Origin of the sequence: Flavobacterium davisii (assembly GCF_019565505.1) — a bacterium.
GTDB classification, from domain to species: Bacteria; Bacteroidota; Bacteroidia; order Flavobacteriales; family Flavobacteriaceae; genus Flavobacterium; species Flavobacterium davisii.
The window spans coordinates 2,820,536-2,837,068 of record NZ_CP067378.1 but is presented as its reverse complement, the minus strand read 5'-3'; the positions used below and the strand labels follow the sequence as shown (position 1 = coordinate 2,837,068).

General features: G+C 28.7%; 15 protein-coding genes and 5 pseudogenes. 7 read left to right on the top strand and 13 right to left on the bottom strand.

From position 1 onward, the window contains the following. Positions 1-2: 2 nt before the first annotated feature. The 3 genes and pseudogenes from JJC05_RS13535 to JJC05_RS13530 all read right to left on the bottom strand — a co-directional run bounded on the left by JJC05_RS13535 (position 3) and on the right by JJC05_RS13530 (position 1,442). Positions 3-629, bottom strand: a complete 627-nt coding sequence (locus JJC05_RS13535) for a DUF1731 domain-containing protein (RefSeq protein ID WP_309597339.1) — start codon at positions 627-629, stop codon at positions 3-5. Positions 630-747: 118 nt separating this feature from the next. Beyond that, positions 748-912 (bottom strand): NAD-dependent epimerase/dehydratase family protein, encoded by a 165-nt coding sequence (locus tag JJC05_RS18460; protein ID WP_309597338.1) that lies wholly within the window; start codon positions 910-912, stop codon positions 748-750. A gap of 75 nt (positions 913-987) precedes the next feature. Then, positions 988-1,442: pseudogene (locus JJC05_RS13530) on the bottom strand (DUF4442 domain-containing protein). 288 nt (positions 1,443-1,730) lie between these two features. Here JJC05_RS13530 and JJC05_RS13525 point away from each other — a divergent pair. From JJC05_RS13525 to JJC05_RS13500, 6 genes and pseudogenes are all read left to right on the top strand, one after another. Further along, on the top strand, positions 1,731-2,168 hold the full coding sequence (locus JJC05_RS13525; protein ID WP_235877638.1) for a DUF4870 domain-containing protein: 438 nt from the start codon (positions 1,731-1,733) through the stop codon (positions 2,166-2,168). 45 nt (positions 2,169-2,213) lie between these two features. Further along, a complete protein-coding gene (locus JJC05_RS18950; RefSeq protein WP_235878887.1) occupies positions 2,214-2,672 on the top strand; it encodes a nuclear transport factor 2 family protein in 459 nt (152 codons plus the stop codon). A 73-nt stretch (positions 2,673-2,745) separates the two neighbouring features. Then, positions 2,746-3,076: pseudogene (locus JJC05_RS13515) on the top strand (PadR family transcriptional regulator). 5 nt (positions 3,077-3,081) lie between these two features. Next, positions 3,082-4,821 carry a PspC domain-containing protein gene (locus tag JJC05_RS13510; protein WP_258130472.1) on the top strand — a complete coding sequence of 580 codons (1,740 nt, stop codon included), beginning with the start codon at positions 3,082-3,084 and terminating at the stop codon, positions 4,819-4,821. Positions 4,822-5,071: 250 nt separating this feature from the next. Beyond that, complete coding sequence (locus tag JJC05_RS13505) at positions 5,072-5,809, top strand: head GIN domain-containing protein (RefSeq protein WP_235877635.1); 738 nt, start codon at positions 5,072-5,074, stop codon at positions 5,807-5,809. 103 nt (positions 5,810-5,912) lie between these two features. Beyond that, a complete protein-coding gene (locus JJC05_RS13500; RefSeq protein ID WP_235819744.1) occupies positions 5,913-6,743 on the top strand; it encodes a GIN domain-containing protein in 831 nt (276 codons plus the stop codon). Positions 6,744-7,002: 259 nt separating this feature from the next. Here the strand turns inward: JJC05_RS13500 and JJC05_RS13495 are convergent, their stop codons facing one another. The 5 genes from JJC05_RS13495 to JJC05_RS13475 all read right to left on the bottom strand — a co-directional run bounded on the left by JJC05_RS13495 (position 7,003) and on the right by JJC05_RS13475 (position 11,751). Next, complete coding sequence (locus tag JJC05_RS13495) at positions 7,003-8,334, bottom strand: T9SS type A sorting domain-containing protein (RefSeq protein ID WP_235877633.1); 1,332 nt, start codon at positions 8,332-8,334, stop codon at positions 7,003-7,005. Between the two features lie 102 nt (positions 8,335-8,436). Continuing rightward, entirely contained in the window at positions 8,437-9,525 is a 1,089-nt protein-coding gene (locus JJC05_RS13490; protein ID WP_105196017.1) for an HmuY family protein, read from the bottom strand. Between the two features lie 104 nt (positions 9,526-9,629). Continuing rightward, positions 9,630-10,295 carry an outer membrane beta-barrel protein gene (locus JJC05_RS13485; protein WP_235877632.1) on the bottom strand — a complete coding sequence of 222 codons (666 nt, stop codon included), beginning with the start codon at positions 10,293-10,295 and terminating at the stop codon, positions 9,630-9,632. Beyond that, a complete protein-coding gene (locus JJC05_RS18945) occupies positions 10,256-10,456 on the bottom strand; it encodes a TonB-dependent receptor (RefSeq protein ID WP_235877630.1) in 201 nt (66 codons plus the stop codon). The genes JJC05_RS13485 and JJC05_RS18945 overlap by 40 nt, the downstream gene beginning before the upstream one ends. Next, the gene (locus JJC05_RS13475) at positions 10,426-11,751 is read right to left on the bottom strand and encodes a TonB-dependent receptor plug domain-containing protein (RefSeq protein WP_235877628.1); all 1,326 of its coding nucleotides are present in this window, start codon (positions 11,749-11,751) and stop codon (positions 10,426-10,428) included. Before JJC05_RS13475 ends, JJC05_RS18945 begins: the two co-directional genes overlap by 31 nt. A 102-nt stretch (positions 11,752-11,853) precedes the next feature. Between JJC05_RS13475 and JJC05_RS13470 the strand changes: the two are divergent. Continuing rightward, positions 11,854-12,743 (top strand): annotated as a pseudogene (locus tag JJC05_RS13470) (DUF6607 family protein). A 130-nt stretch (positions 12,744-12,873) separates the two neighbouring features. On the opposite strand, the pseudogene trxB reads toward JJC05_RS13470, so the two are convergent. The 5 genes and pseudogenes from trxB to rpmB form a co-directional block, all read right to left on the bottom strand. Further along, positions 12,874-13,826, bottom strand: a pseudogene (trxB, locus tag JJC05_RS13465) (thioredoxin-disulfide reductase). Positions 13,827-14,706: 880 nt separating this feature from the next. Then, a pseudogene (gene ftsY, locus JJC05_RS13460) lies at positions 14,707-15,660 on the bottom strand (signal recognition particle-docking protein FtsY). 152 nt (positions 15,661-15,812) lie between these two features. Continuing rightward, entirely contained in the window at positions 15,813-15,983 is a 171-nt protein-coding gene (locus JJC05_RS13455; RefSeq protein ID WP_235877626.1) for a DUF4295 domain-containing protein, read from the bottom strand. 46 nt (positions 15,984-16,029) lie between these two features. Next, complete coding sequence (rpmG, locus tag JJC05_RS13450; RefSeq protein WP_008253902.1) at positions 16,030-16,212, bottom strand: 50S ribosomal protein L33; 183 nt, start codon at positions 16,210-16,212, stop codon at positions 16,030-16,032. Between the two features lie 28 nt (positions 16,213-16,240). Beyond that, positions 16,241-16,477: a 50S ribosomal protein L28 gene (gene rpmB / locus JJC05_RS13445; protein ID WP_014166479.1), complete on the bottom strand. Its 237-nt coding sequence runs from the start codon at positions 16,475-16,477 to the stop codon at positions 16,241-16,243. Positions 16,478-16,533: the final 56 nt, after the last annotated feature.

Genomic DNA, 16,533 nt, shown 5'->3' with positions numbered 1-16,533 from the left:
ACTTAATTTCTATTTAATAAATCGTTCAACGCGTCTTCCAAATTCACATATTGAAATTGAAATCCTATCTGTTGAATTTTCACAGATGAAACACGTTGTGAATCGTAGAGTAGCAGGTATTTTTCGCCTAAAATTAATTTCATCAAAAACTTCGGTAATTGCAAAACAATTAAAGGTTTTTGTTTAAACAAATCTAAAGTCAACATAAATTCTTTATGAGTAACAGGATCTGGCGCTACAGCATTATAAACACCTTGTATTTGATTTTCTAATGCAAAAAGAAATAATCTGGCCAGATCTTTTATATGTATCCAAGATTGCCATTGTTGACCTGATCCAAAAAGAACTCCCAAACCTAATCGTAACGGATTAAGTATTTCGGGTAATACACCTCCTTTTGAAGACAATACTAAACCGATTCGTAACTTACAAACTCTTATATTTAAATCCACAAACTTATCTACACTTTCCTCCCAAGATTTTACTACGTTAGTTAAAAAAGAATCATTAAAATTCATAAAATCTTCTGAATAATATTTTTCAATAGAAGACGGATAAACTCCTACAGCTGAGGCTGAAACTACACTCTGAACTTGATTAGGATTTTTTTGTAATAGTTTGTATAACATTTGTAAGGGAAGCACACGACTCTCTAGTATTTCTTTTTATACCTAGAAGTCCATCTCTTACTTATAGGAGCTCCAGCTAAATGAATTATAGCACTCACCTCTTCTATACAAGCCGCATCTATTTCTCCTTTTTAGGATTCCAATAAAAACCTTTTGTTTTGTTTGAGTGCTGTAACTTCTTTTTAGAAGTGGTTAAAAAATGTACGAACATGCCTTTTGCATGCAACATTTTAACAATTTCTTTACCTACTAAACCTGTGGCTCCTGTAACTAAAACTTTCACTTTGTTTTTTTATACAAATTTAGTAACACTAGACTTGCATCGTATGTTATTTAGGATTAGTTTAACTTTATAATATTACTTTTTTACTCGAACTGTCCATTCAAAATCCATAACAGAAACTTGATCTCCTTTTTCATCCATTCCTATGGATTTCATCCAAAAAGTTTGACCTTCTCCAGTAGCAATTGTGTTTTTTATAGCCTCCTCGATTAAACGTCCATCACTACAGATAAATGTAATTTTCCCTGTGGCTTTTTTTGTAAAAGTTCCTTTATTATTGGCAACTAACATAGAAATATTTTTTCCGCTTTCTTTAATTTGTTTCATAACCAAGGCTCCTGTTGTTAACTCTGCTGCCATGGCCTGAACAGCAAAATACATAGAATTAAAGGGATTTTGATTAAACCATCTATGTTTAACTGTTGCTTGACATTCGTAATCATCTATTCTTTTTACTCGAACACCACTCCAAAAAGCTGAAGGTAGTTTAAAAAAAGAAAAAGATTTAATTTAGTAGGTGTAAATTTCATATCTATCTAATTTATAACATGATAATAAAAAAAAAAAAAAAAAATACAAACTCAAACAATACCACAAAAATTATTTTATTTCATGATATATTGGTTTTGCTAAACTACAAAAAATACTATGCGAGCCTAATTTTTAAAAATGTTAATTTTTTGTTAATTTAAACTACTTTGTTTTACATAGTACCTTCTTTTTACATTATCTTTGTATAAAAAATTAATAAGCTTAAAAAAGTATTAGCCTTATAAAACAACTATATTAAACATCATCAATCAAAAAGCTATAGTATTATGAAAACATCACTAATAACAAGACAAGAAAAAAATTACGCTTTTATCACTCATTTAAGTGCTTTTTCAAAATTAATATTCCCTTTAACTAATTATATCATTCCTATCATAATATGGAATACAAAAAAAAAGGAATCTTCTTTTATTGATTTTCATGGCAAACAAATTATTAATTTTCAACTTAGCATTTTATTATACACCATTATAGCCATTGCCATTGCAATTCCTTGTACAATAGGAAATATATTGAGTAATTTTAGTTGGAAAGAAATAGAAAAGGGACATTTTGAGTTAGAAAGTTTAGTATCTTACAATCTATCAGCCATATTTGCAATCGTTTGTTTTGTAATGATTATTCTATTAAAAACAATAGAGTTCTTCTATATTATATATGGAGCAATTAAAGCTCATGAAGGATTTTTTTTAAATATCCATTGACAATAAATTTCTTAAAATAATGAAAACTAAAATAATTTTCAGTTTATTTTTTTATTCAATTTCTCCTTTTTTGCTCAATCTGAAACAGAGATAATAAAAAAAATACAAAATTTAGATACCGAATTTTGGAAAGCTTACAATTCTTGTAACACAAAAGATATCGAAATATATATATATGATGACATAGAATTTTATCATGATAAAGGAGGTATAACATTAGGAAAAGAGAATTTAGTCAATTCAATACAAAATAATTTATGTTCAAATAAAAATTATAAAATAAGAAGAGAATTAATAAAAAGAACAGAACAGTTCTCAATATTATACAGAGAAGGAAAACCTTATGGTCTTATATACAGCGGAGAGCATATTTTTTTATTAACAATAAACAAAAATAAAGAATATCCTGATGGAAAGGCAAAATTCATACATCTTTGGTTACTTGAAAATGAGCTATGGAGAATGAAAAGAATTTACAGTTACAACCATCAAGCTATAAAATAGAGAGTTTCAATCAATCAATCAATCAATCAATCAATCAATCAAAATGAACAGTTTAACAACAAAAAGAAATCTTATGAACATTGAGAATACAAAAGCTCAGATGCGCAAAGGAGTTTTAGAATTTTGCATTTTATCCGTATTAAAAGAAAAAGATGCTTATACCTCAGAAATTCTTGATACGCTGAAAAATGCAAAATTACTAGTAGTCGAAGGAACCGTATATCCCTTATTAACTAGACTGAAAAATGATGGTTTATTAACTTATCGTTGGGAAGAATCTACTTCTGGCCCTCCCAGAAAATACTATGGTTTAACAGACAATGGAAAAAAATTTTTAAAAGAACTAAGCATAACTCTGGAATGAACTTGCAGGAGCGGTAAACACTATAACATCACAAAACTAAGACTTATGAACAAGACAGCAAATATGAATTTAGGTGGTTTCTTTTTCCATATTGATGAAGACGCTTACCAAAAACTAAACAGATATTTTAATGCTATACGTAACTCTCTCTCTATTGAAGGACGAGATGAAATTATGAATGATATTGAAAGTAGAATTGCCGAACTTTTTTCTGAAAAATTAGGTAGTGGTAAACAAGTTTTAAACTTAAATGATGTAGATGATGTCATTACTATAATGGGACAACCAGAAGACTATAAAATAGAAGAAGAGCCTACTATAAGTTCTAACTATTCTTACACTCGAAAAACAAAAAAACTTTATAGAGACAAAGAAACTGGTATAATTGCAGGTGTTTGCTCTGGTTTAGGACATTATTTTGGAATAGACCCTGTATGGCTTAGAATTGCATTGGTTTTATTAGTCTTTGCTGGTTTTGGTATTGGTTTATTAGCCTACATTATCTTATGGTTAGTCACTCCTGAGGCTATAACTACCTCTGAAAAATTAGAAATGAAGGGAGAACCCATTACCATTTCAAATATTGAAAAAAAAGTAAAAGAAGAATTTGAATCCGTTTCCGAAAAATTTAAAAATACTGACTATACCCAAATGGGGGAAAATGTAAGGCATGGAGCACAAAGAGTCGGAAGTTCTTTAGGTGATATTATTGTGAATATTATAAACATCTTTATCAAGTTCATTGGCGCTATTATGGTATTTACAGGTGGAATTACCATAATTGGTTTACTCATTGGTTTCTTTACATTAGGTTCTACCTCCTTCATGAAATTACCTTGGATTGAGTTTTTTGAATCATTTAATTATACGGGCACATCCTTATGGATCATTTGTTTAATATCATTTTTTGCTGTGGCTGTCCCTTTCTTCTTCTTGTTAATTTTGGGGTTAAAAATATTAATCCCTACCATTAATTCTATAGGAAATATAGCTAAATTAACCTTATCCGCTATTTGGTTAAGTTCAATCATAAGCCTTATTGCTCTAGGAATTATAACTTCTAGTGAATTAGCTTATGAAAATAAAATTGTTTATAAAAGTTATTTAAACAAAAATTTTAGTTTAAATGACACACTAACTCTTAAATTTAAAAACAATGAATATTTTTCTAAAGATGTAGATGATAGAACAAACTTTGAACTGGTTCAGGACTCCTTAGGTCACGAATACATCTATTCTAATAATGTAGAATTAGAATTAATGCCTACAGATGAAGCCAAACCTTATATCCAAATTGAATATACAGCCAAGGGAAAAACCTTGTCAGAAGCGAGAAAAAATGCAGACAGAATTGGATATAAATTTAGAAATGACGACTCTAATCCTAATATTTTAAGTCTTGATAATTATTTCTTAATCGATCCTAAATATAAATTTCGTGATCAACAAGTTCGAATTTTCTTATTTGTTCCTAAAGGAATGTATATAAAACCGGATAGTTCTTTAAAATATTATGATATAACAAGTAGTGATTACTTCAGATTTTTTGCCTCTTCAAATGATTATGTATATAAAGTAGAAGAAAATAAAATAAAGTGTAAAAATTGTCCAACCAATCTACTAGAGGATGAGGATCAAGAAGAAGAATCTTCTTATGATGATAACTCATCTATAATCATAAATAAAGATGGTTTACAAATAAAAAAAGACACTACCCTCACAAATACTAAAGATATAAAAGAATTAAAAATTAGCAAAGAGGGTATTATCATTAAAACCGAATAATTTTTAAAAGATAGACTAAAAGTCCTATTCATTTTATTACATACTGTCACTTCGATCTAATTAACCAATAGACCATTAGAATCAAGAAAAAAGAGAATATTTTTTGGATTTTAAATTATTTTTCATTTATCATGATTTTACTTTACTTAGTCTATTTGATAAAGTCGAACGTTTAATTTAAAAACAGAATTATTATATTTATGAAAGGATGTGACAAAAAACTCATTTAACAACAAATAAAAATAACATTATGATAAAATTCATGGTTCATTTGGCTAAAATAATAGTTACCACGATAATAGCTTTCAGTTTTGGTTCTTGTAATTTAAACATAAATAAAGAATCCACAAAAGGGAATGGTAAAGTTCTAACAAAAGAAAGAGAACTGACTGGATTTAGTAAGATATCTATTGCAAATGATTTAGAGTGTGAAATAACTCAAGGTTCTAACTTTAAAGTAGTTGTAGTAGCTGACGAAAATTTACATGAAGATATATTAACAGAGGTAAAAAATAATACATTAGAAATCAGCTCTCAAAATGGCAATTATACCCATGTCAAATCTAAAAAAATTTATATCACACTCCCTATTATTGAACAACTAGAAGCCTCTGGTTCTTCTCAATTAAAAACCAAAGGTATTATAAAGAGCAATGATATTAAGTTAATAGCAAACAGTTCAGCTAATTTAGAAGTTTCCATAGAATCAGAAAAAATAACTATAGATGCCAGTAGTAGTAGCAATATAGTTATTTCTGGCAAAGCTATAAAACTTATCATCGAAGCTTCTAGCAGTTGTAATGTAGATGCTCATAATTTACTTGCTAACGATATTTTTGCTAATAGTTCAAGTAGTAGTGAAATTAAAATCCATCCTCTGGTATCACTACATGCAGATGCATCGAGCAGCAGTAGCATTTATTATTCAGGAACTCCTAAAATTAAAAAAATAACCAATTCTTCCGAAGCAACAATTGAAGAACAATAACTTGTATGCTTTTCCTTTTTTAAAGTTAAGAATAAGCCTTAAAAATCATTCCTTAAATAAGAATGATTTTTTTTATATTTGTATTTTACCAAATTCTACAAAAATGAAAAAAATTAGCTTATTATTTATCAGCCTTATGACAACCATTACTTTCTCTCAAAACAAAGAAAGAATAAAAGGAACTAAAATGATAAAAACTGAAAAATATGGAACGGAATCATTTGAAGAAATTGAAATAGAAGACAACTTAGAGGTATATTTAGTAAAAGCTGAAAAAAATGCTATCGAAATTGAAGCAGATGATAATCTACATGATGTAATAGATCGCAAAATTTATGGAAAAACATTACGTCTTAATACCAACAAAGAAATAGCTACCTATAAAAAAATTGATGTTCGCGTGTTTTACACAGATAGTCTAAAATTAATCAACGTTAAACATCACGCAAAACTTAACGCGTTTAATGATTTAAATGTAAAAAAACTTACAATTAAAGCATTTGACTATTCCAAAATATCAATCAATGCTACAATTCCTGATTTCACATTAATTAGTAATGACAAATCTAAAACAGAATTAAATTTGAAAGGGAACAATGCTATTATAGAAATGAGTAAAAATACTGATTTAAAGGCTCTAATGAATACAAATTCTATAAAAATAGATATGTATCAAAAATCCTCGGCAGCTATAGAAGGAGATACAAATGAATTAAAATTACGTCTAGATAATAATACTAAATACGAAGGGAAAAATTTAACTTCAAAAAATACGACACTAACTGTTGAAGGCTACACGGATTGTGATATAGCTACAAATGGAAAATTAGCTATATCCGCATCAGGAAAAAGTAAATTAGCCATTTATGGAGAACCTAAAATTGAAATAATTAAATTTGCCGACGAAGCTGTTTTAATGAAAAAAACAAAATAAGGTTTATACATAATTTCTTTACCTATTTAAATCCAAATTCCGCATTCGAAATCTATTCAACTTTATTTTCTAATGCGGAATCTGGATTTTATTCAGAAGTAATGAAATCTTGAATCTTGATCTTATTGATAGATTTTTATTTCTGAATATTCCTCTATAATTTCTTTAAAATAGCTTGCCCCTCTCATTTATTAAAAAACAAATACATTGTTATTAATTGGTACACTATCTCTTATCAAAATTATTAAGTCATAATTATTTATTTAATAAGTCTTGTTGCAAAAATTTTATTATCAGTATTTATTTTTATTATATAAACACCTTTATCTATATTTTCTGGCAAATCTATTTCTAATTGACTAAGCGTTGAATTAATATTTTGCTGATAAACCATTTTCCCTACTGAATTTAGAATTAAAATATTTTTAAATTCCTTTGGCTCTGAAGTTTCTATATTTATTCTTGAATTTGTTAAGAAAGTAGGATACATTTTAAAAGAGTCATTTTGAAATTCTTGATTAGATAATACTTGTTTTTCTAATTTTTGTTTATAAATTTCTATTTCTCGTTCATATTTATTGACAACCTTGTACTTCAAAAATACTCTGTAATAATCTCCTTCTAAGGTTTTTACATAAAATTTCTTTTTAGACATTGTATAGCTCGGATTATTAAATTGAAAATTAAATTCTTTCCAATCATATCCAATAACATTCATATCTTCTTTGTATGTTAAATTTTCGAAATTAGGATTAATAACTTCATCTTCTTCTAAAACTTCTGCTACAACAAGTCCATCCTTTTGCAAACAACCTGTTACACTATACATATAATCACTAGGGTTTATTTCTGCTTTGTTTAAATTTTGATCATACGTCGTAAATAAGAAATCCCAAGACTGAGGTTCTTCATCTACAATAGAATGAGTATCTAGGTTATAATATACAAATTTATTTCCTAAATTTCTATAATCTAAATCGTTTATTACTTGTGTTTTTTCTGGTTCCCAATCACCTTCATTAAATTTTGAATAGCTGAAAACGTAATTTCTAAAACGAGAATTAATTTTTACTTTATAGTAATCTCCTTTCCAAGTTCCATTTGTAAAAATCGAATGTCGTATAATAAAAACACGGTTTCCGTTAACCTTATGTGTCCTTATATCATAAGCTCCCCAGCCAATATAATATTTATGAGGATTGGTTTGATCATCCCAATGATCATTATTTAATGCCCCTATATTCCAATCTACAGTGCTATTATATAACTCATTATCAGAACCTCTTGCTAAAGAGCTATAATTTTCTTTTGTTACTTGACTTAATTCCGTTTTATCTGTTTTATAAACTGTACATATTGCACTACTCGTATTAGCTCTAATTCCAAAACCTCGATCGTTGTCTATTTGAAACGCAAGGTGCCAATTAATTTCATTTTTAGTATTTTTTACGATTCCTGAGTTAAGCTTATAATATGCTTTATTTTCTCCATCGTTTCCTAAGTTAATTTTTGCAACAATTGGATTATAAACTATTTGAGTATAAGCACACCAATTGAAAATCATCAATAAAAATAGTTTTATTGTTTTCATATATATAGTTTTAAATTATTTTTTTGCGTCAAAAATCGCGCGCTCTTAACTCACGAGATAAAAAGAGGTGCGTATTAAAATGATACTTGGTAAAAATTAAGTCTACAATAAAGAGTATTGAATTTTGGTATTACCTCTTTCCCCTTTATCATTAGTCATTGTAAGAAACTTTATTTTATAATAGTTGGATTGAATATCTTTTAGGACATAAAAGCGATCTGTTTTTATACTTGGTAATCCTCCAGCTTGAGACCCTCCTACTCTCCAGTTTGAGCCTATTATTCTTTGATCGGTTTTAGATGGTATAAATTTAGATTCTATTATATTTTCTTTTTTAAAATTTTCATAAGTATATTCGGATATGTTTACTTCATATACCTGCGTTCCTCCTTTCATATTAGAAATAACAAAATCTGCAAATCCATAAGTCACGATGTCTGTTCCCGATGAGATATAATTGGTAAAAGTGGTAAAGCATAAATCCCATAATTCTTTTTTAGGTTCTACCATTACAACATCTTCCTTTAATAAACTAAAAAAAGTAAAATTGTATAACTTATCTTTATCTATTATTTTTTCTTTAAAGTCTTTATCCAATAAATTTGCATATTGAATTTTATATCCTCCATTATTAGTTCTTAATATTCTAATTTTTTTCCAGCCTCTCGCATTTCCTTCCGTACTAACAGAACCTATTGCTGGCGTTTTTGTAGAAACTTCGAAACCTAAATTAAGCAGATATACCTTATTTTCATTATCCAGTGCAGAAATTTCTCCTATTGCAGTTCCTTGTCCTTGTCCTTTCCCATTTAAAATACCCGTAGCGTCATCACAATATCCATTTTGGACTAAATTAAATCCTCCTAATGGTACTACATTTTTATCTGGATTTTGAGCTAAGGTTATATCTATTTGATCTGTTTTTTTAACCGCCATAAATGTAGAACTGTTCAAAACCACTCTAAATTCATCGCCTGAATAAAAACCCAAATCCCATGTTCCTCTATTTACAACTTTAGATTCTCCTTTACTCAAATCTAAAAACACCTGATTAGGCTGATTAGCTCCCCCTATTTCTGGTTTTAATATTTCTTCTTTAGATATTAAATGCTTTTCTTTTTCGTCTACCGATTCTTTTGAACAAGAAATAAAAGATGTAGCCAAATACAGTAATAATAGTCCTTTTTTCATATATCATAAATAGTTATTGTTATTTTTTATATCATTGAAATATTACGATCATCATTTAAATTTCTCGCTGTGAAATATTGTAATGATTATTCTTATTTTTTCATTTAAATATTTAAATTGTATACTATTTTAGCAAAAAACGAACGCCCATAAGCCAACATGAGTTGAGCATTTCTTACATGTCCTCTAGATTGTTCCAATCCTGACTGACTTATATTCGTTATATCTAAAATATTTCTTGCTCCAATAGTTGTTTCTATCTTTCCTTTAAAAATCTTTTTTTGTAGTGTAAAATCCAGCCAATTTGAAGAGTCTACAGTAGAAATTTCATATTTAGTTGCGCCTTCTACTAGTTGTTGAACTCTCCCATTGTACTTATAATAAAGAGATGCGTTGATTTCTGGTTTTGAAAAAGAATAAGACAGACTACCATTACAATTAAAAGAGTATAAATAATCTTTATTGGAAGAAAAAACTTGATTATCTATTTTTTGAGAAACGCCTACTAAAGAGGCACCTAAACTGACTGAAATTCTTTTAGTTTTTAACTGAGTCAAAGCTGCTATATTGAGCACTTTATATTTACTAATATTAATATATTGGTACTCGGGATTGCCTGTGTCAGGATTAAATCTAAATAAAACCATATCTATTTTATCCTTTAAGTCAATAAAACTAGTTGATAATTGGTTGGAAAAAATGCTATTTTTTTTAAGTTCTTGTACTCGTTTTAAACTAGCTTCATAGGAAGTACTGGTTTCTGGAAGCAATTTTTCATTACCTGAAAAAAATGCCCATCAAAAATTTGTTTAGAATAAAGTTCAGTAAAATTGGGCGTTCTATAAGAAGTCCCATAAGATAATCGCATCTCAACTCCTTCATTAAATAAATGCCGCAAGGCTAATGAAGAAGCATATTGATTTTGAAACAAAGATTGAATAGAAAATCGTAATCCTCCGGTTTAATAGAAAATTTATTTGTAATTGATAATTCACTAGAAACATAAAAATCATAATTATTGATTCTTCTTTCAATAGGTTCTAAAATATTATTTTCCTTTTGAATTAAAGAAAATCCTTTACTAGATACCAATTCATAACCTAATAATAGATCTGCTTTATCAGTATTAAAAAAATTACTCAAAGACCCCGTACTATAATATACCTCCATCGACTGATCTTTAAAAAGATCATGATTCCATTCGTTTTTGTTATATAAATTAAATTTAAAATTTTCTAATTTTCGCTCTTGTTCTTGATAAGAAAAAGAGCCTGTGTATTTTATTTTAGAAAAAAAATGTCCTGAGAGATTTAAATTATGAAATAATCTGTTTACAAAATACCGTTTATCATTAGCATAACGATAATACCCTAAATCATCGTTATATCCTGATTGAACTGTACTATTATAGAATTTAACTAATTCTTTAAATACTTCTAATTTATAATTCAAATCAAAATTTTCAGTATGATAAACAATCGTTGTAGTACCATTTAGTTGTTCTTTAGGCAACCATCGTAATCCTCTATTCCCATCATTTTCGCTATAAAACTTACCTTGTTTAGTATCATAAAACCCCTTAAAATCATTTCTATTAAAACCGAAATCAACATATAAACTCTCCTTATAATTATAGGATAATTTTAAATTTTGTATATGTCTTCCTTTATCAAAAAAACGAAATTCTTTACCTATGGTTTCTTCTTGAACACCCATTTTAAAAGCTAATTTCCCTGAAAACTTCTTTTTTGTAATAATATTCAAAACTCCCGTAACAGCATTAGCTCCATGGGTAACCCCCATAGATCCTTCAACTATTTCAATTCGCTCTACATCATTCAAATTAATTTGTGAAAGATCAATATTATTTCCTAAACCATTTTCATTAATTAATGGCACATTATCTACTAATATTTTAAAATATTGACCATCCAATCCAAACAAAGAAACAGTAGAACGACCATTTATACCACTCGGTTGCAATGAAATATTTAAATACTGATTCAATACATCTGTAAAGTTATTAGCAGATAAATTTTGTATATCTTTAGAGGTTATAACTCTCACATTAAAAACAGATCTTTTTAATGATTGAGGACTAAACTGTCCTGTAATTACTACTTCATCTATTTTTTTTACTCGTAACGAGTCTTTTAAATTAATTTGTCCGTTTACTATATTACTTAAAAAAAGTAGAACAAAAACAAGCGTTTTTATTTTATACATGATAGAAGATGTATTCTTTATTCGAATGCAAATATACTCTTATTTTTATTTATTCTAAATTAAATTAATATATTTGCTAAAATTTTTTAAAACAATCTTTACATGAAAAAAACAACTTTAACGCTTATTCTAATAAGTCTATTTTCGAAAAACTATGGACAAAACAAAAAAGAAGAGGATAGAAAGGCAATCAAATCAATGTGCGGATGCTATGAAGTTGAATTTAATTTTACCGAAACATTTAACTATTCAAAAAACAATGATTATAAACCTTCTCCTACAAAACACGAAAAGGCAATCGAATGGATAGAACTAATTGAAGAGGAATCAAACAAACTATCATTACAACACTTACTTATCACTGGAGAAACAGAAGAATCAATCGTAAAACACTGGAGACAAGATTGGTTGTATGAAAATACTGACTTGTATATTTTCGAAAAAGATCAAACATGGAAATACAAAAAACTAGATAAAAAAGAAGTAGTAGGTCAATGGACTCAAAAAGTATATCAAGTTGACGATAGTCCTCGTTATGAAGGTTCAGCTTCGTGGGTACATATTGACGGAAGACATTTTTGGGAAAATACGACAGCTGCTCCTTTACCACGTAGAGAGCATACAATAAGAAATGACTACAATATTTTAAAAAGAAATAACATACATGAAATAAAAGATTTTGGATGGATTCATAATCAAGATAATAAAAAAATAATACGCGAAAATGAAGATACTTTATTAGCCGAAGAAAAAGGATATGATGTTTACAAAAAGATAGATAATTCTAAATGTACTTTGGCTCAAAATTACTGGAAAAAAAATAGCACTATTTGGAAAAATGTTAGAAATAAATGGTCCACTATTTTCATCAAAAACAAAGACTTAACATTAAAAAAGAAAAACAACCATTATTCATAAAATTGTTTGAATTAAAATCAGAAGCTACTCCTGAAGAAATAAGCCACATAATTGATTCTTATATAAGTAAATAATTTTTTTAAAACCCCGATATTAAATTTAATACCGGGGTTTTATCATTGAGGTCATTTAAACTTTTTGGGTTAAAGTAAAAAAATTGAACTACTTCTTACAAGGAGATGTTATGAAGTAACAAATGGTAATTTAGTGTCCTTTTGCCGCTAAATATCTTTCCGCATCAAGAGCGGCCATACATCCCGTACCTGCAGCTGTTATAGCTTGACGATATACATGATCTGCGGCATCACCTGCAACAAAAACACCCGGAACATTAGTTTTTGAAGTACCGGAACATTTACAATATAGCCTGTTTCATCTAAAGCAATATAATCTTTAAATACATCAGTATTAGGTTTATGCCCAATAGCTACAAAGAAACCTGTTGCAGGAATTTCTGTTATTTCTCCTGTTGACTTATTCTTTGCTTTAACAGATGTTACAACCTGACCATCTCCTAAGACTTCTTCTGTTTCTGTATGCATTAAAATTTGAATATTTTCAGTTTTACGCACTCGCTCTTCCATAATTTTTGAGGCTCTAAATTGCTCACTACGAACAAGCATTGTTACTTTTTACACATTTTAGATAAATAATGCGCTTCTTCACACGCACTATCTCCAGCTCCTACAATAACCACTTCTTGATTACGATAAAAGAACCCATCACAAACAGCACAAGCTGAAACTCCTCCTCCCATATTTAAATAATGCTGTTCTGAAGGCAAACCTAAGTATTTAGCGGATGCTCCTGTAGAAATAATCACTGTATCACACAAAAGTTCTTTTCCATCATGAATCCATACCTTATGTAAATCACCAGAAAAATCTACTTTCGTAACCCAACCATTTCGTATATCAGTTCCAAAACGTTTTGCTTGTGTTTCTAACTGCACCATCATCTCTGGCCCTGTAACTCCTTCTGGATATCCCGGAAAATTTTCTACTTCATTAGTCGTTGTCAACTGTCCTCCTCGGCTGAGTCCCCTGATATAAAACAGGATTCATATTAGCTCTAGCAGCATAAATAGCAGCCGTATAACCAGCTGGACCAGAACCGATAATTAAACATTTTACTCTTTCTATTGTAGTATCTGACATAATATTAATTTTAGGTGTCAAAAATAATCATTTTAAAGCGGAATAAAAGTAACTAAAATTACAGTTTTCAATACATTTATAAATATAAATGATTTATTAATTTATTATAAAAAAGAAAAGACTATTTTCTATTGATAAAAATGAGGGGAACTAAAAGTAGAACTTAGTTTACACAAACTGTTTATCCCAAATTCCGTATTAGACTTCTTTGTGAAAATGAAAAGAAGAAAAATAAAAATAGATGTTTTTTATCAGAGCTGTGGAGGCAAAAGCCGTAATTTAACGCATGACCTGTCCCTTTAACCAAGGGCATAAATAACATTAATAATATATGATTTATCCTGTTATATAAATGATAAGACCGTAAACTCTTAAAACAATCTAATTAAGGACAAAAAATATACTTTTAAAATTTGAAGCCCTTATTTGTAGTAAATTTCTAACATATAATCTGAATTTATACAAAAACTATCTCCAATAGAGACATGAACACTTTACCTCGGATTCTGGATTAAACTTCATTGTGAAATAAAATTTATCCATAAATTCAAATGCTCACGGGAATTTTTAAAAAACAAGAAACTATTTTGATTATTAAAATCAGCGTACCTACTTGAATTGGAAGAAAATAAGGTGAAATAGTTGGCTTTGCCAATTCACTTCGTTTAAATTTAATAAAAAAAGGCTGATCCAGTGCACACTTTAGGACAGCCTCTTTTTCTATTTTTTTTCTTTATAAAATTTCACCAATGCAGTAATATATAATACCAGAGCTATCGTATAAAACAATAAAGAAATTTTTACATTCTTAGTATATTGAGCTACTAAAAGGGCTGATGTTCCAAAAAGAAAAAAATGAAACGTTTTAAAACTTTGCATATTATTTAAAGAAAGAGTCTACAAACTCATATTTATTAAACACTTGAAGATCATTAATTCCTTCACCTACTCCAATATATTTGACTGGAATTTGAAATTGATCGGAAATACCAATTACGACTCCTCCCTTAGCGGTTCCATCTAATTTTGTTACAGCTAAGCAAGTAACTTCAGTTGCCGCAGTGAATTCTTTTGCTTGTTCAAACGCATTTTGACCTGTAGAACCGTCTAATACTAATAACACATCATGAGGAGCATCTACTACCACTTTTTGCATTACTCTTTTAACTTTTGAAAGTTCGCTCATTAAACCTACTTTATTATGCAAACGTCCTGCTGTATCAATAATTACAACATCTGCTCCTTGTGCCACAGCACTTTGTAAGGTATCAAAAGCTACAGAAGCAGGATCACTACCCATTTGTTGTCTTACAATAGGAACTCCTACTCTATCTGCCCAAATTTGTAATTGATCAATTGCTGCAGCACGAAATGTATCTGCCGCACCTAGCACTACTTTATAACCTGCATTCTTAAATTGATTTGCTAATTTACCAATAGTAGTAGTCTTACCTACTCCATTTACCCCCCACAACCATAATAACATACGGTTTTTTATTCGCGGGAATAACAAAGTCTGTTTCATCACCTGAATTAGTTTCTGATAAAAGAGAGCCAATTTCTTCTCTTAATATTTTATTAAGTTCATCTGTACCTAAATACTTATCACGCGCTACACGTGATTCAATACGTTCAATAATTTTTAAGGTGGTATTGACTCCAACATCAGAAGTTACCAACACCTCTTCTAAATTATCTAATACATCATCATCTACTTTTGATTTACCAGCAACTGCTTTAGTTAATTTAGACAAGAAAGAAGTGCTTGACTTTTCTAAACCTTTATCAAGTGTTTCTTTTTTTCAGAAGAAAAAATTTTTTTAAAGAAATTCATTTATATATGATTTACAATTTACAACTACGATCTATCTACTCAATAAATCAAAAAAACGAAAATATACTTTATACAACAAGAAAAGTATTATTTAGGTTATTTTTTTAGCAAATATAAAATAAAAAAGCCACTTCAAAAAAGAAGCAGCTTTGTTATATTGAATAGATAAAATTATTTCTTTTTAGAAATTCATCAACTTCTTCAGGAGACATGATAGCCTCAACAAAAGTATAAGCACCAGATTTAGGAGATCTTACCATTTTAATAGCTTTAGATAATCTCTTAGATGCTGTCTGTAGGGTTGCAACGGTTTTCTTTGCCATGACTTACATTTTTTAATTGAAATTTTTAGTTATAAAAACTTCTAAATTATTTAATTTCTTTATGAACAGTCACTCTCTTTAGGATAGGATTGAATTTTTTAATTTCTAATCTATCTGGAGTGTTCTTTTTATTTTTAGTAGTAATGTAACGAGAAGTTCCTGGTACACCAGAAGTCTTATGCTCTGTACATTCTAAAATCACTTGAATTCTATTACCTTTCTTTGCCATCTTAAAATATATTTAAATTAGGAATAGATTATTTGATTAATCCATTAGCCTGTGCTTGTTTCAACACAGCTGAAATTCCATTCTTATTAATCGTTTTAATTGTAGAAGCAGCTACTCTTAAAGTAATCCATCTATCTTCTTCAGGAAGGTAAAAACGTTTTTTAATCAAGTTTACAGAGAATTTTCTCTTTGTCTTGTTCATAGCGTGCGAAACGTTGTTTCCTACCATCGCTCTTTTTCCTGTAAGGTCACAAACTCTTGACATTATACTTATGTTTTATCGTTATTCAAAATCAGGGTGCAAAGTAACAAAAAATAAAA